Source organism: Embleya sp. L77 (assembly GCF_055557415.1).
Genome location: NZ_CM145710.1, coordinates 3,499,030 through 3,518,386 on the forward strand (window position 1 = coordinate 3,499,030; position 19,357 = coordinate 3,518,386).

Consider the following 19,357-nt stretch of genomic DNA (forward strand, 5'->3'; position numbering starts at 1 on the left):
GCCGCGCACGCGGCGGCAGCGCGCGAAGGCACCCACCGGCGCGCCGGTGGAAGCCCGCGCTGCAGCCCGGTTGGGCACGGCGCAACCGCCACCACCGGCGCCGCGGTGCGGGCACCGCCGGCTCCGGTTCGGCGAGGCGGTCATCCGGCAGCGAGTCCGGGGCCTCGGCTGTGCGCTCGCGGCTCTCCATCGGCCGGTTCGGCGTCTCGGTCACGGCCGCGCCCTTTCGGGCTGCGACTGTGTGCTCAGCCGACGGCAGCGCCGAACCACTTGGGCAGCCGGCTGAGGAGATCCTGCTGGTCCTCACCGACCCACGCCACGTGGCCGTCCGGCCGCAGCAGTACCGCGGGCACGTCCAGTTCCTCACTGACGTCGACGACGTGGTCGACCCGATCCGCCCAGCCCGCCACCGACAGCCGCCCGGTCTGGTCGAGCAGCAGCCCGCGGCCGCCGTGCATCAGCTCGTAGAGGCGCCTCCGCTTCAGCCTCACGTCCCGCAGCCGCCGGCCGAGCACTTCGTGGCCATCGCCGAGGTCGTAGCGGACCCCGACAGCGGTGATGATCTCGGTGACATACCGGTTCACCTCCTCGAAGTCCATCAGCTTCGAGAACAGTTCCCGCAGCGCGGTCACCCGGATCGGTTCCCAGCAGCGTGATCTGCGCGCGGGTGTTCTCCAACACGCGGGCGCCCACCGGGTGCCGTTCGGTGTGGTAGCTGTCCAGCAGTCCCTCCGGCGCCCAGCCGTCGACCGCAGCGGCCAGTTTCCAACCGAGGTTGAACGCGTCCTGGACACCCAGGTTGAGCCCCTGCCCGCCGGTCGGCGGGTGGATGTGCGCCGCGTCGCCGGCCAGCAGCACCTGGCCGACCCGGTAGCGCTCGGCCTGCCGGGTGGCGTCGCCGAACCGGGACAGCCAGCGCGGCGAGTGCGCGCCGAAGTCGGTGCCCGCGAACGCCCGCAGCTGCTGCTTGAAATCCTCGAGGGTCGGCGCGGTCGCACGGTCCTCTGCCACGCCGTCTGCGGGCACGACGATGCGGTACAGCCCGTCGTTCCCGTCCCCGGCGGGGGTGACGCCGAACCGCAGTTGGGTCTTGCGGACCTCCTCGACGATGGCGGCAACCGTCGCCGGGTCCTCGGTCACCTCCATGTCACCCAGCAGCGTCTCGACCTTGGCGGGCTCGCCGGGGAAGCCGACGCCGATCCCCTTGCGCACCGCACTGCGGGCGCCGTCGCACCCGACGAGGTAGCGCGAGCGCAGGTGCGTACCGTCCGCCAACTCGACGCTCACCCCGTCCTCGTCCTGGCTCAGCCCCACCACTTCGCAGCCGCGCCGAATCTCGGCACCGAGTTCGCGGGCCCGCTCGTCGAGCACGCGCTCGGTCAGCGGCTGTGGCGTGGCGAGGCCGTACGGGTGCGCCGTGTCCAACCGCTCCGGCCACGGCTTGGCGATGCCGCCGAAGAGACCGCCGACTTGGAACTTCTCACTGACCGCGAGGAAGCGGTCCAGCAGGCCGCGCTGGTCCATCCCCTCGACGCTGCGTGCGTGCAGGCCCTGCCCGCGGGACTGCCCGGCTCGGTCAACTTCTCCAGCACGACCACGTGCACGCCGTGCAGCCGCAGTTCGGCGGCCAGCATCAACCCGGTCGGTCCACCGCCGGCAACGACGCCCGTTCGGCCTCCTCGGCCGCGACGGGGTCCAGCAGGCCGCGCAGCACGACCGGGACCTCGGCCGGGCAGCCGGGGATCGCCGACCACGCCACCTCGTCACACCCCGCCGACGCCGGGTGTGAACAGGGTCCCTGCGCCAGATGCGGATACGCCGCCACCAGCTTTGCGATCGCGGCCACTGCCGCCTCGTGATCCACATCGCACACCGCGAACCCCCGTTCCTCGCACGCAACCCAGGTGGGCGGGATCCGCCGTCCGGGATCCGAGGCCTCGACAACCAATGCACGAACCCGACTCGGAGCCCGATTCGCGGAGCAACGCTACCGAACCCGGGTCGTGCCGAACGCGTGATAAACGCCGGGCCGCAGAGGCGCGTCGGCGGCCCCGTCACCGCCTCGACACCCGCCTCGGCCGACGCCTCCGGCTGCGTCGGCGTCACATCGGCTCGCCGCGCCGCCGGCGTTCCGGCCACGGCCCCGTCGTCCTCATCACCGGCCGTGTTCGCGGGCACCGGGTCGCCGAGCGACCCGCCACGTGGGGACGGCGGGTGTGGCGAGCCGGTCCGCGCGACCGGGTCGGCGATCGGCGGTGAACGCGGTCGCCATTGCGCGTGGCGCACGTGAGGCGGGACGACGACATTCGTACGGTACCGGGACTCCCGCGGGCAGGACCTCGGGCAGCGGTGGCGACTGGCGGACCTGCTTGACCAGGTTGAGCGCGGGCAGCGGGTCGATCGGGGACACGGCGACGTTGCGGATCACGTGTACGTCGGTAAATAGCCCGGTGGACGCTCCGAAGCCGAACTTGTAGGTGGCGGGGGTGAGTTGGGGGCGGGCGTGGACAGCACTCGGCGAGACCCGGCCCGTCCCTGAAGTCGACGTCCACGGTGAGCACGGGATCCGGGATGGGCGTGATGCGAACCCATTGCACGGCACTGCCCGTTGTTCCCCACTTCGACATCCGCGACAGGAACGAGAACGGCGAACGCGGCGCACAGGGGCGGCAGGGCCTGCATCGACGAAACCCCATCGCCGTTTGGACCGCGGACATGCTCTCCGCGTCGCACAACCAACCAATCGAACCGACCACAAGAGCCACTTGGGCCGTTTGACGAAGTGTCCGTTCGGCCACATTCCCCCTTATTCGCCGGTCCCAAGGGGAGTCATGTCACGTCGGATCCTGTCCGTCTGCATTGTGGTCGTGGCTTACCTCGCGCCGACGGGTTGCGGCGACGGGGGCGACGAGAGTGATCCGGGTGCCGCGCCGGCGTCCCCCTCGGTGAGCTGTGATCCCCGGGGCCTGCCACAGAACGAATGGCTACGGGCCTGCGGGCCCGGGTCCGGGTCCGGTCACGACACAGGACCGGAGAACACCGCGCCGGTGGGGGATGGGTGGCATTGCCCGACGGGGTCGTCGTGTCGGTGACACGCGTCGAGCCCGCGCCTGCGACCGAGAGTGCCACCCCGCATGGCCACGCTCACGGTAAACGTTCGCGATCCCCGTACGACGTGTCCGGTGTGAGCGTCCACGAGAGGGACCGCATCGAGGGACCGCCACGCCGCTTTGCACGGGAGACGCGTGATCGCACGACGTCCGTTCTCCCGCTCGATCCGGTCCACATCCGACCGGACTCGCAGACCATGCACCCCCGATCCCCCAGAAGGCAGGACACGACATGACCACTCCCACCCCATACGGCGTGCACTCCGAGGTCGGAAAGCTCCGCAAGGTCCTGGTGTGTGCGCCCGGTCTCGCGCACCGCAGACTCACGCCGACCAATGCCGACGACCTCCTCTTCGACGATGTCATGTGGGTCGACAACGCCCAACGCGACCATGCCGACTTCGTCGACAAGCTCCGCGAACGCGACGTCGACGTCGTCGAGTTGCACGACCTCCTCGCCCAGACGATGGCGATCCCCGAAGCACGGTCCTGGCTCCTGGAACGCAAGGTCGTCACCAACGAGGTCGGCCTGGGCCTGGTCGACACCACCCGCGCGTTCCTGGAATCCCTCGAACCCCGGAAACTCGCCGAGTTCCTCATCGGCGGACTCGCCACCACCGACCTGCCCGACGACTTCCGCAACGGCTACCTCGCCCTCGCCCGCGAGACCACCGGCGTGCGCGAATACCTCATGCCGCCGCTGCCCAACACCCTGTACACCCGCGACACCACCTGCTGGCTCTACGGCGGCCTCACCCTCAACCCGCTGTACTGGCCCGCCCGCCACGACGAGACACTCCTGATGAAGGCGATCTACGCCTTCCACCCCGACTTCGTCGACTCGACGGTGTGGTGGGGCGACCCCGAACAGGACTGGGGCCAGGCCACCTTCGAGGGCGGCGACATCATGCCGGTCGGCAACGGCGTCGTCCTGATGGGCATGAGCGAACGCACATCCCGCCAGGCGATCACCCAGGTCGCCGCCGCCCTGTTCGCCCAAGGCGCGGCCGAACACGTCATCGTCGCCGGCATGCCCAAGCTCCGCGCCGCGATGCACCTGGACACCGTGTTCACCTTCGCCGACCGCGACCTGGTCACCCTGTACCCGACCATCATGGACGCCGTCCACACCTTCTCCCTGCGCCCCGCCGACAACCCCACCGGCCTGGACGTGACCGACGAGGGCAGCACCCCGTTCGTCGACGTCGTCGCCAAGGGTCTGGGGCTGCCGAAACTGCGCGTCGTGGAGACCGGCGGCGACGTCTACGCGTCCGAACGCCAACAATGGGACAGCGGCAACAACGCCGTCGCCCTCGAACCCGGCGTCGTGTTCACGTACGACCGCAACACCGTCACCAACGCCCTCCTGCGCAAGGCCGGCGTCGAGGTCATCACCATCGTCGGCGCCGAACTCGGCCGCGGACGCGGCGGCGGACACTGCATGACCTGCCCGATCATCCGCGACGCCGTCGACTTCTGACCGGGACGCGAACATGATCACTGAACACCTCGAATTCGCCAACGCCTGGCTGCTGTTCCTCGCGTTGTTCGCGCTCTACAGTCCCGTCGCCGCGCTTTCCTCCTACCTCCCCTACGTCGAGGGCTACAGCAACGCCGAACAGCGCAGACTCGCCTTCGGCCTGTTCCTCAACGTGCTGCTCATGTCCATGACGGCCCTGTGGGTCGGCGAGCCCCTGTTGGAGCTGTTGGGCATCAGCACCGCGGCCCTGTCCGCCACCGGAGGCATCGCACTGCTGCTCGCCGCCGTGCCGATGATGACGGGCGCCTCCCAAGCGGCGGAACCGTTGGCGACGGTATCTCCCGAGGACCGCCCGCCCTGGCGTTCCATCGTGTTCACCCCGCTGACCTTTCCCCTCACCTTCGGCGGCACCACCTTCGGCTTCTTCGTCGCCTACCGCGCCGAGTCCAACAGTTGGACCGGTGCGATCGGACTCTCGGTCGCAGCCCTCGCCTACGCGGCCGTAACCGGGATCACCCTCTACGCGGCCGGGCACCTCGGCCGCCGCATCTCACCGAACATCAGCGCGGTCCTGGAGAAGATCGCCGGGATCCTGCTCACCGCCATCGCGGTGATCCTCCTCGCAAGCGGCGGAACCCGCTTGGTCCTTGAGGTCCTGCACTCGCCATGAACCCGACTCCGCGACCGGCCGGCGACCACCATGACACATCGGCGCAGTCCGCAGGACCGGCGCCGTCCGCGGATGCCATCCTGGACCTGACGTTACGGCTCGGTGACCTGCTCTTGGCCGCCGGACAGGGCGCCGCGGACGCCGAAGGAGAGTGTTGCGGGCGGCCCCGCCCTGGAGCGGGCGGGCCGTCACGTCGTGGTGTCGGCTCCGGGCGGATCCACGAGGGCGTCGATGCGGGCGGCCAACTCCGGGTGGGCGGTGGCCAGGTGCGGTCGGGCGGCGTTGAGGGGGTCGATCAGGGCGGCGGGGTCGTCCTGGCCCAGGGCCTGGTCCAGTCTTGCCACGCTTGCGCGGGATGCGGCGGGGAGGTCGGTGAGTGCGGTGATGCGGCCTGCGAGGCGTCGCAGGTCGGCGGCGTTGTCGCGGGCCCGGGCGCCGGCGGCGCGGTCGGCGGCGCGGCGTTCGCGGGTGGCGGTGACGCGTTGGTCGCCGGTGGTTCCGGCGGGCCCGGGGCGCAGCCGCAGGTAGCGGCGTTCGGCCGCCTGTCGGCTGGCGACGCCCAGGGGGTGGGCGAGGTCCGCCCAACTGGCGCCGGCGTCGCGGGCGTTCTCGATCAGTCCGCTCTCCCATCGGGCGAGCCGCTCGCGGATCTCGCGGAGCAACAGCAGCGAGGCCAAAGCCTGTTCGGGGCCCTCGTCCGGGTGCGGCGGCCCGGCCTCGCCGTCCTGGGCCGTGCGAACGGCTCGGTCGATGGCTTCCAGGGCTGCGGCTGCGGCCAGGAAGGACGCGGGCCCTGCGGCGGGGTTGTCGGGTCGGTCGTTCGCGTTCACCGGAGCCCCTCTCACAACGTCGTCTCCTGCGCCGTCATCATTTGGACGACCCACGTGTTTGTCATCCTTTCGATGACATGCTCCGACGGTTCCAGGAAGCCCGTCAGGGCGCTACCGACCGATACTTTCGGAGGTGTTCTCGTTATGTTGATGCGTACCGACCCCTTCCGTGAGCTCGACCGGCTCGCGCAGCAACTCCTCGTACCCGGCAACCCCTCGCGGCCGACCGCGATGCCGATGGACGCCTGGCGCGACGGCGAGGTGTACGTGGTCGCGTTCGACCTGCCGGGCGTGACGCCCGAGGCGATCGACATCGACGTCGAGCGCAACATGCTCACCGTCAAGGCCCGTCGCGAACCCGTCGCCAAGGCCGACGAGGTACAGGTGGAGTTGTCCGAGCGACCCGTGGGCGTCTTCTCCCGCCAGATCGTCCTCGCCGACACCCTCGACACCGAACGCATCGACGCCGACTACGAAGCCGGCGTGCTCACCCTGCGGATCCCCATCGCCGAGCGCGCCAAGCCCCGCAGGATCCCGATCGGCGGCGGCGCCGACCGCAAGGTCATCACCGCCTGACGCAAAGCCGCGACATCCGCGGTGCGGGGGTCGGCGGCGGGTGCGCCGGGACACGGCACGCCCGCCGCCGGCCCGAATAGGGGTCGGTCGCCGCGAACGTGTCGGGCCCGGGATCGGGCTCCGGGAGGCGGGGCTCCTCGTTCGGCCGCCGGGGCCCGGTCGTGCCGACGGCCTGGTCACCCGGTCGGGTGGGTCAAGGCCGTGCACAGCGCGGTGAGCGCGCCTCGGGCCTCGCCCAGCAGCAGGAGGTTCTCGTGGGTGGGGCCGACCGCGCCCAGGTGCTCCAGTTCCCAGGCGGAGGCCGGGCGTCCGGGTGGGCGCCGGCTCATGTGTGCGTCGAGGGCCCGGCACAGCGGTTCGACCAGGGCGTGCGCTGCGCGGGCAGCGGCCAGGACCGGCAACAACGGCGACGAAGCGGCCACGGCGGCGTGTTCGACCAGGACGGGCAGCGCGGCGGCCACGGTTCCGGCGTGGGTCAGGCCCCACGAGATGACCGGATCGTCCTCGGCCGGGTCCTCGCACGCGCCCGGCACCGGCGGCCCCGTCAACAAGCACCCCACCTGGCGCGCGAGATCACGCTCCGCCGGGTCGGGCACCCACCGCTCCTCCGCGATTTCCCGGCGGGCTCCTTCGGTCGCGGCCACGCCCGGCGGGACGCGCTCGCGAGCTCGCTCACCCGGCCGTCGTCGGGGTCGGACCACCGGTGGTCGTCGTCGTGGCACATGCGCCCAGCGTGCCCGCCCGCCCCGGCGCCGTCGGTGTTGATGTGGCTGGTGACGTGCAGGTGTCCGCTGTCGTCGTTGGGCGAGGTGGACGCGGCCGGTGTGGTCGCGTAGGGCGGTGGCGGGGCCGTCCATGTGGTCGCCGATGCGCGTGCACGGGTCCCCGGCCGTTGTCCCGGGCTTGGTCTGTTGGTTGATCGGGACGGTGTGGTCGTCGCCCCGGACGAGGGTGGCGATGCGGTGGTCGGGGCCGTTGACCGGGACGGGCGGGGCGTGGATGGCCCCGGGCATGTGGTCCTCCTCGCCCCAGATGTCGAAGTCGTCGCGGACGCGGACCCACTGATCCGGTCGGTGACTCGGTGGGGCTGTTCCTCTGGGCGGGGCGCGAGGACGAGCACCGGCGCCCGCCCCGCGCAAGGGGCGCCGGCAGGTCCGAGGTCGTGGTCGACGTGAAGGGTGCGGCGCGTTGCCGGGTGCGCGGGACGCGGGTGGTGTGTCGGGCTATCCGAGTGGTTCGGCCGTCTCGGCGGCGAGGACGAGGTGGGCGGTCCTGTCGCGGTCGTTCGCTCCCACGCGTGGTGTGGGGGGTGGGACGGCGGGGGCGAAGTTGGCGAAGGGTTCGGCGGCGGCGATCAGGTCGGCCAGGGCCGGTGAGGTCGCGCTGTCGGGGTGCGCGGCGAGGGTGCGGCGGGCGGCGGTGATGGCCGCGCGCAGGTCCTCGTGGCGGGTGGTGGGCATCGACGCCCTTTCCGGATCGGTGTACGACCCGGGGCCATAACGGACCGCGGGGTGTGCTGCTTCTACCCCGCGCCGCGACACTGAAGCCGCGCCGCGCCCGTGGCGCCGGATCACTCGTCCTTGCGCGCGAAGCCGTCCGAACGGCCGACCCGACTCCTCGCCGAACAGCCACCGAATCCCCGTACCGGACCCCCTCGACGCGTCGTGGTCCACGGGCGGCGTGGATCACCGGCGCCCGGTGGCGTGCCCGCAGGGCAACGCGCGGCGGTGGACGCCTACATCCAGGTCATCATCGCCCGGATGGCCGGCTGCCACACCCGGCAGGCCGGCACCCGCCGCCGTTTCGACGCCCCCACGACCGTCCCCGACACCGGGCAGGGCCGCTTCGGGAACGTGTCGGGGGCCCGACCCGAGCGTGGATCCGCGTCCGACGGGGGCGGTTCGGCCTCGGCGCCTTCGTTCGTCGGGGCCCCGCGGCCCCCGCCCGACGAACGGTCGGGGAGCCTTGTGTCAGATGGGGACGACCTGGTCCGCCTGGGGTCACTTGCGTCCCTGGGTGATGTCGTATTCGACCTTGGTTCCCTCGGCGAGTTCCTTGAAGCCGGTGCTCCGGATCGCGGAGAAGTGGACGAACACGTCCGGGCCGCCGCCGTCCTGTTCGATGAAGCCGTAGCCCTTCTCGGTGTTGAACCACTTCACGATGCCCGTTGCCATCGGTGTCGATCCCTTCTCGCGTGCCATGGCGCGCCGCGCCCGCCGCGGCCCCGCGTGGCGGCGGCATTCCCACCTTGCCCGTCCCGACCCGATGTCAGGACTCGTCGCGGCCCCGTGTCGGGGAACCTCACCCGCTCGTGTCCATCCGTGTCCCGCAGGACTGCACCCTGCCGGGCCCCGGCGCGTCCCGCCGTTCGCCGCCTCGGGGCTGCCCGGCGCGGGGGCGTGTCGGCGCACGAGGGTGCCCCGAACCCCCGCGGCCGCGCTCCGGGGCGAACGTTCCCTCGAAAAGGGCCCGTTCGCTGTCGACGTCCGGGGGCTTGCGTCGTTGCCGGGGTCGGGCACCGGATACCGCTATTGCGGGCAGACGCCCAACGCGGCGCAGAACTGCCTGGGGTCCGGCTCGCTGTGGAGGAACTCCCGGATCGCGTCGATGTCGTCGTGGAAGAACGTGCGGTGTTCCGCGGAGGGGCCGTCCTGCTCGGCCACGGAGACGAGGGTCCGTTCGGCGCCCTTCTGCGTGGTGTCGGAGGTGATGGAGTCCTCGAGATGCTGGATGACCGCCTGGTGGTGCTCGCATCGGGCGTCGTCGGCCACGGGGAGGTCCTCTCCGAAGGGGTGCCGGCCCGGCCGGGCCGGCACTTCGAATCGATCACGGGCCGCGCGGTGCGGACCCGGGAGATGGGCGAGGCACGCGCGCGTGTCCGGTGGCGAATCCTCGTCCGCCGCCGGTCGGAGCGTGTCGGGTCCGCGTGTCGTTGATCAACCACCGTCGGCGGAACGGCCGATAGCCGACCACGGAGGGAACGCCCCCTGGGGGCGTAGGGCTCGGGGCGGTGCGGTCGGCGGCGCCGTGTGGGCGATCGGAATCTCGCCGCCGTCGCCGGTCGCGGCGATGACGTCCCGGGGCACGGTCAGGGCGTGGAGGCGGGGCCTCCCCCCGGTATCGGGGACCTGGGGAGGCAACCATCCTCGCGCGCCTGTCGACCCTTTGGCGCGTCGCGCGTCTGCCCTGCCCGCGCGCTCCGACCGCTTCCGAAGGGTGGTCGTGACGGTCCGTGGGGAGGATTGGACGTGAGCCCGTTGGTCAGCCGCGGTGGATGCAGTACAGGCGCGGGTCGGGTCCGGAGGCGGGGAACTGGACCAGGGCGGGGACGTCGGCGCTGGTGGCCGTGGGGTGTTTGGTGAAGGAACTCCAGGTGGTCCCGTCGAAGGTGGCCCAGTGCAGTTCCTCGGACTTGTCCGCGGCGCGGACCATGCAGACGAGTTTGTCGCCGAAGGTGCCCAGCGCGGGGGTGGCCGAGATGGTGGCCGAGAACTGGCGGAAGCCGGTCCAGGAGTATCCGGTGAACTTGCTCCAGTACAGCCCGGTGCCGCTCGCGGCGCGGACCACGCAGTACAGCGAGCCGTCGCCGGTCCTACTCAGCGCGGGCGTGTCGCGGGTGAGGCCGTCGGGAAAGAGCGCGAACGTGGGCCAGGCCGACGCGTCCTTGCGGGCGCTGCTCCAGCGCAGGCGGTCGTCCCCGCCGCGGATGACGCACACGAGTTTGGTGTCGTAGTAGCTCAGGGCGGGTGCGCCCAGGACGACGTTGCGGGCGATCAGGAAGTTGGTTCTGTGCCACCTCGGAGAGAGGTACTGGCTCAAGTACAGGTTGTTCCCGTCGTTGTGGACGAGGTTCAACCATCCTTGCAGGCCGGTCAGGCCCACCGCGTGGGCGGATTTGATGTCCGGGATCTGTTGGAACCCGGCCCACGAGCCCCCGAGGGGGTACCTGTTGAAGTACAGGCGGCGGTCCGGGTCGGCGAATCCGTTGGTCACGACGAAGAGGTTGTTGCCCACCTCGGCCGCGGCCGGCGCGCCGGAGACCCATCCGTGGGGAATCGCCTCGTCCGGGGTCCAGGCGGCGGTTTGGCCGACGGCCGTCGACGTCACCCGCACGCGGCTGTTGACGGCGCCGGTGGCCTTGGTCACGAGCGAGTAGTGGCCCTCGTAGCCGCCGTCGAACTCCAGGACCGCAAGCGCATTGATGTCGTTGACCCACGCGCCCAGCGCGGCGCGGTCGAAGACGTACGTCTGTTCCTTCACCAGATCGTCGTGGTTGGTGAACATCTCGATCAACCCCGCGATGAACAGGGCCATCATCCCGGCGATCTCCACGTAGTCGATCAGCGAGTGGTATTCCGGCACCGGGAAGTGGCCGCCGTACTCCGCGAGTTTGTCCGCCAGCAGGAACAGCAGATCCGCGATCTTGCGCATCGTGGCGTCCACCTCCCGGCGCCACTCGTCGGAACTGTGGTCCTCCTCCCAACAGATGATCCTGGCGGTGAGGAACTTGTCGACCGGGCCGTTGAACAAGAAGGTGCCCGGGGCGAAGTCCGCGCGCCAGCCCTCCGACATCTGATGGACGGGGGTCCGCCCGCTCTGCTTGACGCCCGTGTCCGAGGCTGCGGAGTAGGACCAGTAGATCTCCTCCTCACCGACCTCACCGCCGTTGTTCCGGCCGACGAAGGACTTCAACTCCACCGCCACGTTCTCCGGCTTGGCCGTCGCCCGCGCGTCGGGCACGTGCTCGGAGGCGGTCACCAACGTGATCCCGTACCCGTACTCGGCCACCCCCCGCAGAAACCCCGCGCCGGTGATCGACTCGCCCTCGCCGAGCCGGTCGAGGTCGACCAGGGCCACGTTCGTCTGCGCGGCCACCTCCGCGCGCAGGTCCGGCAGGTCCTTGATCAGGTCCGCGTACGCGTACCCCTCCTCGAGCGCGCGCGCGGACAGCGCGTCGGGGAACAACCGGGCCGCGCTCCGCGCCGATCCCTCCTCCCGGAAGACCCGCCCGAACTCGCGGACCTCCTCCTCGGTCATCCAGGTGTACAGGAACTCCACCATCGACTGTTCGAGGTCGGTCAACTCCAGCCCCGCGTCCAACCTGGCCGCGCCGCGCAGCATCACCCCGTACAACAGGCCCGTCGCCGGAGAGGCCTCGGCCCGCGACGCGGTACGCCCGCCCACCGCCCGGCCCTGCAACTGCGCGCGCAGACGCTCCAACCGCTCGCTCTGGGAAACCTCGACAACGTCGGAAGACACCGGCGCCTCCAATGACCGCAAGGACACGTCCACGCCCGACGGGCGCCCTTACATCCTCACCACCCGACCACCAAGGGCAATAGATCGTTTACGGACAGTGTCCCGATCATCGTGGGGCCGTATCGGCCATCGCCGACGAACACCACACGGTCGACCCGGCAGACCGTCCGCGTGGGGACGCTTGATCCCAAGCGCACCTTGGACACATGCATGTGACGGACGACCAGCGTGCGGGCCGGGAGCGGGCGACCCCGCCGGGGACGAGCCGTACCGGTGACGACGGCGATCCGCTGCCGTCCGGTCACGTCCGTCGGGCGTGCCGTGGCGAACCTGCCGGTCACCGTTCGTCCCGACGGTGCGTTGCGAGCGAGGTCACGACGATGTGCGCACGGGTGGTCTCGCGCAATGCCTTGGTGCACAGGGAGAGCTCGTTGATGATCCGCGCGTAGGTGCGGACGTGCCGCGGCCCGGTTCCTGCGGCGTGGTCCGGGAGTTGCTCGTGTCCGGTCCACGGCGCGCGGGTCGCCGGCGCTGCGCCGGTTGGGGGTTGCGGCCCGGGGATCGAGGTCTCGACGGCGACATCCGGGACCGGTCTGCGCATCCGACAGGAACGGGTCCGTCACCGGATCGACCACACGCCCTGGGCGAAGGGCAGCGGGATCAACGTCGTGGGTGGTGAACCGCGGAGCGGACGCCGTCGGCGGTGCTTCGCGGCGGTGCCGCGGCCGCTACGCCGTCATCGGGGACTGGCGTGCGGTGCCGGAGCACGAGGTGCGGTCCCCGTGGTCGACGCCCTCGCACCGGCGTGGCGCTCCCGGCGGGCGGAACGCGTTCCTCGCCTTGCGGCGGAGCCTCCGGTCACGGCCTCTCGCTTGTCGATGCGCCCGGCGGCGCCGATGGCTGCCTCGTGGCGCCGCCGCCCCATCACCCCTGCAGCACACCCTCGCCGAGCGTGTGAGCGGGCCGGCGGGTCAGTTCCCGCGCTGCGCCTTGTCGAGGACCGACTCGTAGGAGACCTCGGAGTACCCGGTCCCCAGGACTTCCACGGTGATGCCCACGAGCGAGCGCCGGAGCGCGTCCTTGGCGGGAACGAAGGCCATCTTCTGCTTGATCCTGGCTTCGTCCGGCGCCCACGAGAGGAAAACGAGCTTGTTCCTGCCCGCCCCGTCCTTCTCGAACTCGAAGTCGTAGACGGCCAATCGACACTCCGCCTCCGGCAGATCCGCGACGAAGTCGGCGTACTCGGCGGAGCTGGAGACCTTCTCGACGAAGACCTCCGTGTTGTCCTTGTTCAGGTTGAAGACGATGTACTTGTGCTTCTTGTCGACCTTCAATGCCTGGAATTCCTGCAGGCACATGTCGTTGACCGCGACACCCGATGCCATAGCGTCCCTCCACCCGTGAGTCGTTGCACTCCGCTCGGGCACCTAACGCATCGTCGCGTCCCGGGTGGTCACATCGGGCGGGAGCGCAGCCGAACCCGCCCCGGGCCACCGGGCCCCTCCCGCAGCGGGAACCACATCGTCCGCAGCGGCACCACCGCCGGGCCGGCGGCCTGCTTCACCTCCACATCAGCCACCTCGCGCCGGCCGAGCCGCCTGCGGAGGCCGGCCACGTCCGGGCGGCAGAACAGGATCGCGAACCCGGGCCCCACCACCCGGGCGTGCTCCAGGCTGCCATTCACCACCCGCCGGACAAGCCCCCGACCCCGCCTGTCCGGAGCAACGCCGACAGGTTCGACCACCCGCTTGGACTCGCCGACCGCTCCTGGGCCGCGGCGGTCCTGGACGACGCGAAGCCGCAGAGCACGGTGTACCAGAGCGGCCCCAGACGCCTGTGGGACGAGCTCGAGAAACCTCATCGCTGGTGGACACACGCGGGAAGCCCGACCTCCGATCGATTCGGCCTCACGATCGATCCACACGGCGAGCACGCGTGGCTCGACGCTCCCACGCGACCGATCGCCGAGTAGGTCGGCGGCGCCTCCACGGAGCGCGCATCCAGGCACCCCAGCGCGATCGGTGCTCGCCCGTGAGCACGCTGGCGGCGGTCAAGCATTCGGTGACCGAAATCCTGTTCGGGGCGTGTGGTCTTCCTTCGACCGGGATCACGTCGCGGTCGGCTGAACGGGACCTCGAACCCCACCCTGACCCAATCCCCGAACTCATGGCCATTGCATGTCGAGCGCGGAGAGCGCCTCGAGCCGTTCGGGTGGGTACGTGGCCCGCCGCTGCCGCACGTGGGCACACCGCCGCACCGTGCTCTGGAACGCCCGAGCGTATCGAGGGCGAGCCGTCCGGTGGCATGCCACGCTCGTGCGCCGCGCCGAACCCTGCGCCCGGTGCCGGGGTCGCGTCCCCGATTCCGTATGGTGCTATCAGGTGGTAGCTTGCGGGGTATGGCGAAGACTCAGGTGAATCTCCGGTTGGAGGAGGCCGCGGCGGAGATGGCGCGCCAGGCGGCGGAGACGCGGCACATCCCGGTGAACGAGTACGTGGAACAGTTGATCCGCACGGACAACGAACGTCTGCGCGAAAGGTTCCTCGCGGGCGCGCAGGAGGTTCTGGACGGCTACGGCGACCTCCTGGACGAGATCGAGGCCCGCGGGTGAGCGTGAGCGTCGATCTGGCGTGGATCCTCGAGGTCGCCCGCCGCGCGGGGCACGACGACCCGGCCCCGGACGACTACGGCGTGCCGGTCGCGGCCGTGGAGCGGCATCGGGCGGTGATCGCCGGACAGGACGTCTACCACGGCCCCTACGCCAAGGCCGCCGCGCTTGCGCACAGCCTGGGCCGGATGCGCTGGCTGGAGCGCTCGAACCTGCGGGTGGCCGTCGCGGTGGCCCACGGCTACCTCTCGGCGTGCGGCGTGTCGGTCAAGCTCACCCAGGCCGGAGTCACCGCGCTCGCCGTTGAGTTGACCCGCGCGTCGTCCACCGCGGCGAGCGTTGCGGCGGTCCTCAAGTCCTGGGACACCGCCGACTGAGTCATGGCGGGGACCTTGCGTGTGTCGGGAACTGCCTGCGCGGGAAGGTGGCGTGGCGCCCGGCGATCACGGTGGCGGTGATCCTGCTCAGCTCCTGGAGTCGCCGACGAATCCGTGTTCCGCGCCGTTCCTGACGCCAAGTCCCCGGGCGAGGCATTCGGCGCGGTGAAAGCGGTGCCGGACGGGGAGCCCGTCGCGCTGGACGACCCGCCCCGGGCTGCATCCTCCAGGGACACTTCGGCGTTCAACGTCGCGATGGCGGTCAGCCAATGGCCCGGTCGAGGAAATCGACTCCGGGGAGTTCCCCAGGATGCCGGGGGCATCGGCGATGGTGTACCTCCCGTCCGGTCCCTGTGCCTGGGCGCGCGGGTTTTCGTCGACGTGGATGGCGATGCTCCTTCCCCGACACTGCCACCGCGTCCGACGTCGCGATCACCGGCATCGGCCGCGCAGGCCGCGCCACCTGACGATCCTGGAAGAGCCGACCCGTGAGCTGTCGCTCGGACCGATCAGCGGCGGCAACGACCCCGACGGTCGCGGAGATCGTGTCCGCTCGGGGGTTTCGGCCTTCACGATGGCGTTCCTGTGCCTAACCTGGCGTCGAAACCGGGGCAGGCAGCGAGGGGACCACCGATGAGCGGGTTCACGAGTACGGCGGGCAGCCGAGACGACGCCGAGGCGCTCTTGTGGTCCGCCCCCACGGGGCCGTTGCCGGAACCGCCGGTCGACACGAGGGACCAGGTGCTGCCGATCGGCAAACTGGCGTGGCCGAATGCCGAGAAGTTGTTCCTTCGGCTCCTGCACACTGTTCGCCCGGTCCAGTACGCCAAGCTCTTCGGTGTCCCGGGTCAGGCCCAGCAAGGGATCGACCTATGCCCGACTCCCGCTCGACCTTGAGCACGGATCCGGCGGCCGGGACTACATCACCCTGCAATCGCGACGCGTCGAGTCGCTGACCGCGACCGATATCAAAAATGCGGTCGACGAGCTGCTCAAGGGCGAATGGGCCGACCGATGCTCGGCGTTCCACTTCGCGACCTCGTTCGATCTGCAGAACACCAAGCTGGATGCCGAGATCCGTAGGCAGACCGAGCGCCTGGCCAAGCGCGACATCACTTTCGTGCCGTGGGGTGTGCAGGAAGTATCCGTTTTGCTGAAGGAGGAGCCACGCCTCGTCGACGACTTCTTCGGCCGGCCGTGGGTGGAACGCTTCTGCGGCGCCGACGCCGCCGAGGCCCTCGCGCACAATCTTCCCTACCAGGACAGCCGTGACCTGCGGGCGGGACTGCGCGCTCTCTATCACGCCGTCTTCACCGCCCAGGGCGGAGCCCACGCCGCAGACGTCGAGTTCGTCGTCCTGGACGTCGACCCCCACCGTGCACACGACACGTTCATCGAGGCCGAGACACCCGAGACGATCGCCGACGATCAACCCTTCACGGCGGGTTCGCTCGACGAGCACACCTCGATCGCCTCGCAGTGGGGAGCCCGCCGGCAATCGTTCCGACCCGCCCGCCACGTCCTTCAGCGCAAGAGCCAGGCAACCCCGGCGGCAACAACCCGAGTACCGGCCGACGAATGGCTGGCCGGCGGCAAATACCAGCTGCTCATCGGCCGACCGGGCGCGGGAAAGTCCAGCCTCCTGCGATACACGGCGATCGACCTGCTGGCCGCACAACCCCAGTCGACCGCGCTGCAGCGCGAACACGCCACCGACCTCCCGATCTGGCTGCCGTTCGGATTCCTGTGCCGCCACCTCGAAGGATCGACGGAAAACTCCCTGGTCTCGGCCGCCGAAGCCTGGCTGAAATCCCAAAGCGCCCACCACCTTTGGCCCCTGGTCCGGCGTGCCCTGTACGACGACCGGCTGCTCCTGCTCGTCGACGGCGTGGACGAGTGGAGCGACGTCGGCGCGGCCGAACGCGCCCTCGGGACCCTCGAGGCGTTCCTGGGGCGCACCGACGCGTCCGCGATCCTGTCCACCCGCCCCTACGCGGTCGACCGACTCAACTGGAGTCGGCCCTGGGCCCACGCCGAGATCGCACCACTCACCGACCATCAGCGCCGAAGCATCGCAGAACAGGTGCTGCGACCGACCACACGGCACGAGAGCGCGACACCGACCCGTTCCCCATGGGTCGCCGGAGTCGAGCCGTTCCTCGACCAAGTCGAGGCCGCCCCGGAAACTGCGCAACTGTCCAGGTCACCCTTGTTCCTGACCCTGCTGGCCGCGACCTGGCAAGGCGAGCCGCTCCCACGCCAACGCTTCAAGATCTACGCCCGCCTCGTCGAACTACTCGTCGAAAAGCACCCCCAGATGCGCCAACGCGCCTCACACGCGCGCGGAACACGCATGGCAGCGGCCGAAGTCGCCACGCTGTTCGCTGCCGTGGCCGGCTGCCGCGTCCGGGCCGTGGCCGTGCGGTCGTCACGGCGGGGAGGGGCAGGCGGTTGCGGGTGTCGTTCGCGGTGCTTTGCGTGTTCCTTCCGGGCTTTCGTCCTTGCCGCTACGGGCGGGGTGGCGCGAGGGGCGGACACCGTCTCCCTACCAGGAACGACTCGCGGAAGGGGGCCTGCCGTCGCTGCTGCGGGCACCCACCGGGTCAGGCATGACCGCCGCGGTGTTGGCGTGGCGGACCACCGCGTGGTCCTTGCCGATGTCGTGGAGTCGGCCGGCCGCGTCGACGAGGTCGTCGGGGACGGCGACTGCAAGGATCTCGTCGGCGATGACGCGGACTTCGGCCTCGACGTCGGCGAGGTGTTCGGCGAGTGTCGCCCAGCGCTCGGGCTCGCTGCGGCAGTCGTCGGCCGGCCCGGTGTTGCCTGGCCCGGGCTCGACCGGCTCGACCGGGGTCCGGGGGAGGGTTCCCAGCCGGTGTCGAGGCGTAGCCGCCGCCGGCGGCGTCCGCACCGACGGCAGCGAGAGATGCCCGGTGAATGATTTTCGAGGCGTCGGCCCGCTTGGCCTCTGTCAGAATGTTGGTGGCTCCGCATCCCCCGTCGGAGCGATGACTCGACGCCGGGCAGCCACCCCCGGGGGCTGCCCGGCGTCGCCATGCCCGGACGGAGGTGAATGAGTGACGGATCATGGTGTGGGACCTCGCCGGGAGCGTTGGTCCCGATTTGAAAGATGGCAGGTCGCGCTCGGATTGAGCGGGTTACTGGTGGCGATCGTCGCCTGTGTAGGGACGTTCATGCAGTAGCCGCACGAGCCCGGGCGTTTCGGCCGCTCACATCGTGAGCCCGGCCGATGTCTGGACGGCCGGGCTCACGGACTGCATCGCGAGGGCCTGACCCGGTGGCATCCGGGTCGGGCCCTTTGCCATGGGTCGACCCCGCGGCGACACCGCACAGGGTACCCGGCCTGCGCTTGAGAGCCGTTCGCTTTCCTTCGGCACCCGCCACGTGGAAAACCCCTACGGGTACGTGCTGCGCCAACCGGGAATTGATCACCGGTGTCGTCTCCGTTCCGGCCGGCAGTGGACGGGCGGTGGGAGGACGTGGTCGAGGCCCCGTTCACCCCGCTGACCCGCGCCGTGCGGCTCGCGCAGTGGGGGGACGCCGACGCGTGCGGGTTCGAACTCGACCCGGTCGACCATCGGGTGCGGTACTGCGCGGCGGGGATGGACGAGGCCGGCGCCCACGGCGTGGTGTTCGACGGCGAGCAGCCGGTGGACCGCTACCTGCTGCAGTTCTGGCCCGCGCCCGTGGAACCGGACCGCGTGGTGCGGCAGACGAGCGACAAGGCGGCGTACTGGCACAAGTTCGCCCGGCAACAGCCGCCGCCGACGCCCAGCGAGCGGGCCGCGGCAGCGCGCGCGGCCCGCGAGGAAGAGGCCCGCGCGCGGGCGGAGCGTGTCCGGGAGTACGAACTGTGCGAGTGGGCGGGCCGGTTGCCGACGGAGCGGCTGCGGCGGGTGGGCGGGAACATGCACGGGATGCGCATGCTCGATGTGCACCTGGTCCACGCGATCGCGCGCGTGGACGACACGACGCAACGCGAGATCGCCCGTTGGGCGGCGTCGCGTCGCTGATCCCGGCCTGCGGCCCCCAGCACCGCCCCGCCGGCGCAGCCACCTCGATGGACGGGGTTCGGTTCGTCCTCGTCGCAGGATCCTCGGGCCGCCCTGCGGCTGCCGAGCCCGCCGCGGTATACGGCCTGGCGGGTGTCCCGAACAAGGGCGTCAACCCCGACACCGACACCGACGGCGACGGCGACGGCGAGGAGGAGCCTCACGACGTCGGCTGAACAGGGGGCGGATTCGCTGTCGTTTCCTGTGCTCGCACCCGGCATGATCTCCCCTGCGGGCACGCCGAGTTCATCCGTCGAGGGAGTCGCGTCGTGAACCGCGCGCGGCGCATCGGCCGTATCGGTGCCCGGTGTGGGACGCGGCTGCGACCGCCCGATCCGGGGTGTCGGCGGTGTCCGAGCCGTGTGCGAATGTCC

Annotated in this window: 20 protein-coding genes and 1 pseudogene; 8 read left to right on the plus strand and 13 right to left on the minus strand. The window is 70.8% G+C overall.

The features are described from left to right. Window positions 1-245: 245 nt before the first annotated feature. From ACZOOI_RS44915 to ACZOOI_RS44930, 4 genes and pseudogenes are all read right to left on the minus strand, one after another. Window positions 246-461 (minus strand): aromatic-ring hydroxylase C-terminal domain-containing protein, encoded by a 216-nt coding sequence (locus tag ACZOOI_RS44915; RefSeq protein WP_465284175.1) that lies wholly within the window; start codon window positions 459-461, stop codon window positions 246-248. Further along, a pseudogene (locus ACZOOI_RS44920) lies at window positions 364-1,634 on the minus strand (FAD-dependent monooxygenase). Before ACZOOI_RS44920 ends, ACZOOI_RS44915 begins: the two are co-directional and overlap by 98 nt. Further along, on the minus strand, window positions 1,634-1,846 hold the full coding sequence (locus ACZOOI_RS44925; RefSeq protein ID WP_465282585.1) for a hypothetical protein: 213 nt from the start codon (window positions 1,844-1,846) through the stop codon (window positions 1,634-1,636). The pseudogene ACZOOI_RS44920 and the gene ACZOOI_RS44925 overlap by 1 nt, the downstream one beginning before the upstream one ends. A 309-nt stretch (window positions 1,847-2,155) precedes the next feature. Then, entirely contained in the window at window positions 2,156-2,428 is a 273-nt protein-coding gene (locus ACZOOI_RS44930) for a hypothetical protein (protein ID WP_465282586.1), read from the minus strand. A 914-nt stretch (window positions 2,429-3,342) separates the two neighbouring features. On the opposite strand from ACZOOI_RS44930, the gene ACZOOI_RS44935 reads away from it, so the two are divergent. Then, on the plus strand, window positions 3,343-4,590 hold the full coding sequence (locus ACZOOI_RS44935; RefSeq protein ID WP_465282587.1) for an arginine deiminase: 1,248 nt from the start codon (window positions 3,343-3,345) through the stop codon (window positions 4,588-4,590). Window positions 4,591-4,603: 13 nt separating this feature from the next. Beyond that, window positions 4,604-5,260 carry a MarC family protein gene (locus tag ACZOOI_RS44940; protein WP_465282588.1) on the plus strand — a complete coding sequence of 219 codons (657 nt, stop codon included), beginning with the start codon at window positions 4,604-4,606 and terminating at the stop codon, window positions 5,258-5,260. 188 nt (window positions 5,261-5,448) lie between these two features. On the opposite strand, the gene ACZOOI_RS44945 is transcribed toward ACZOOI_RS44940, so the two are convergent. Then, window positions 5,449-6,090: a type III effector protein gene (locus ACZOOI_RS44945; protein WP_465282589.1), complete on the minus strand. Its 642-nt coding sequence runs from the start codon at window positions 6,088-6,090 to the stop codon at window positions 5,449-5,451. 144 nt (window positions 6,091-6,234) lie between these two features. On the opposite strand from ACZOOI_RS44945, the gene ACZOOI_RS44950 reads away from it, so the two are divergent. Further along, window positions 6,235-6,666: an Hsp20/alpha crystallin family protein gene (locus ACZOOI_RS44950; protein WP_465282590.1), complete on the plus strand. Its 432-nt coding sequence runs from the start codon at window positions 6,235-6,237 to the stop codon at window positions 6,664-6,666. Window positions 6,667-6,842: 176 nt separating this feature from the next. On the opposite strand, the gene ACZOOI_RS44955 is transcribed toward ACZOOI_RS44950, so the two are convergent. The 8 genes from ACZOOI_RS44955 to ACZOOI_RS44990 form a co-directional block, all read right to left on the minus strand. Beyond that, window positions 6,843-7,262 carry a hypothetical protein gene (locus ACZOOI_RS44955; protein WP_465282591.1) on the minus strand — a complete coding sequence of 140 codons (420 nt, stop codon included), beginning with the start codon at window positions 7,260-7,262 and terminating at the stop codon, window positions 6,843-6,845. Between the two features lie 627 nt (window positions 7,263-7,889). Next, on the minus strand, window positions 7,890-8,126 hold the full coding sequence (locus ACZOOI_RS44960; RefSeq protein WP_465282592.1) for a hypothetical protein: 237 nt from the start codon (window positions 8,124-8,126) through the stop codon (window positions 7,890-7,892). Between the two features lie 540 nt (window positions 8,127-8,666). Next, the gene (locus tag ACZOOI_RS44965) at window positions 8,667-8,840 is read right to left on the minus strand and encodes a cold-shock protein (protein ID WP_465282593.1); all 174 of its coding nucleotides are present in this window, start codon (window positions 8,838-8,840) and stop codon (window positions 8,667-8,669) included. 354 nt (window positions 8,841-9,194) lie between these two features. Then, window positions 9,195-9,437: a hypothetical protein gene (locus tag ACZOOI_RS44970; RefSeq protein WP_465282594.1), complete on the minus strand. Its 243-nt coding sequence runs from the start codon at window positions 9,435-9,437 to the stop codon at window positions 9,195-9,197. Between the two features lie 490 nt (window positions 9,438-9,927). Beyond that, the gene (locus ACZOOI_RS44975; RefSeq protein ID WP_465282595.1) at window positions 9,928-11,925 is read right to left on the minus strand and encodes a hypothetical protein; all 1,998 of its coding nucleotides are present in this window, start codon (window positions 11,923-11,925) and stop codon (window positions 9,928-9,930) included. Between the two features lie 337 nt (window positions 11,926-12,262). Further along, complete coding sequence (locus tag ACZOOI_RS44980) at window positions 12,263-12,526, minus strand: hypothetical protein (RefSeq protein ID WP_465282596.1); 264 nt, start codon at window positions 12,524-12,526, stop codon at window positions 12,263-12,265. Window positions 12,527-12,896: 370 nt separating this feature from the next. Further along, complete coding sequence (locus ACZOOI_RS44985) at window positions 12,897-13,310, minus strand: actin-binding ADF family protein (RefSeq protein WP_465282597.1); 414 nt, start codon at window positions 13,308-13,310, stop codon at window positions 12,897-12,899. Window positions 13,311-13,378: 68 nt separating this feature from the next. Beyond that, window positions 13,379-13,612: a hypothetical protein gene (locus ACZOOI_RS44990; protein ID WP_465282598.1), complete on the minus strand. Its 234-nt coding sequence runs from the start codon at window positions 13,610-13,612 to the stop codon at window positions 13,379-13,381. Between the two features lie 711 nt (window positions 13,613-14,323). Here ACZOOI_RS44990 and ACZOOI_RS44995 point away from each other — a divergent pair. The 5 genes from ACZOOI_RS44995 to ACZOOI_RS45015 all read left to right on the plus strand — a co-directional run bounded on the left by ACZOOI_RS44995 (window position 14,324) and on the right by ACZOOI_RS45015 (window position 19,159). Continuing rightward, entirely contained in the window at window positions 14,324-14,536 is a 213-nt protein-coding gene (locus ACZOOI_RS44995) for a hypothetical protein (RefSeq protein ID WP_465282599.1), read from the plus strand. A 2-nt stretch (window positions 14,537-14,538) separates the two neighbouring features. Further along, window positions 14,539-14,910, plus strand: a complete 372-nt coding sequence (locus tag ACZOOI_RS45000; RefSeq protein ID WP_465282600.1) for a fic family toxin-antitoxin system, toxin component — start codon at window positions 14,539-14,541, stop codon at window positions 14,908-14,910. Between the two features lie 838 nt (window positions 14,911-15,748). Next, window positions 15,749-17,851, plus strand: coding sequence for an NACHT domain-containing protein (locus ACZOOI_RS45005; RefSeq protein ID WP_465282601.1), 2,103 nt, complete (start codon window positions 15,749-15,751; stop codon window positions 17,849-17,851). 514 nt (window positions 17,852-18,365) lie between these two features. After that, a complete protein-coding gene (locus ACZOOI_RS45010) occupies window positions 18,366-18,944 on the plus strand; it encodes a hypothetical protein (protein WP_465282602.1) in 579 nt (192 codons plus the stop codon). Beyond that, entirely contained in the window at window positions 18,923-19,159 is a 237-nt protein-coding gene (locus ACZOOI_RS45015; protein WP_465282603.1) for a hypothetical protein, read from the plus strand. Before ACZOOI_RS45010 ends, ACZOOI_RS45015 begins: the two co-directional genes overlap by 22 nt. The last annotated feature ends 198 nt before the right edge of the window (window positions 19,160-19,357 follow it).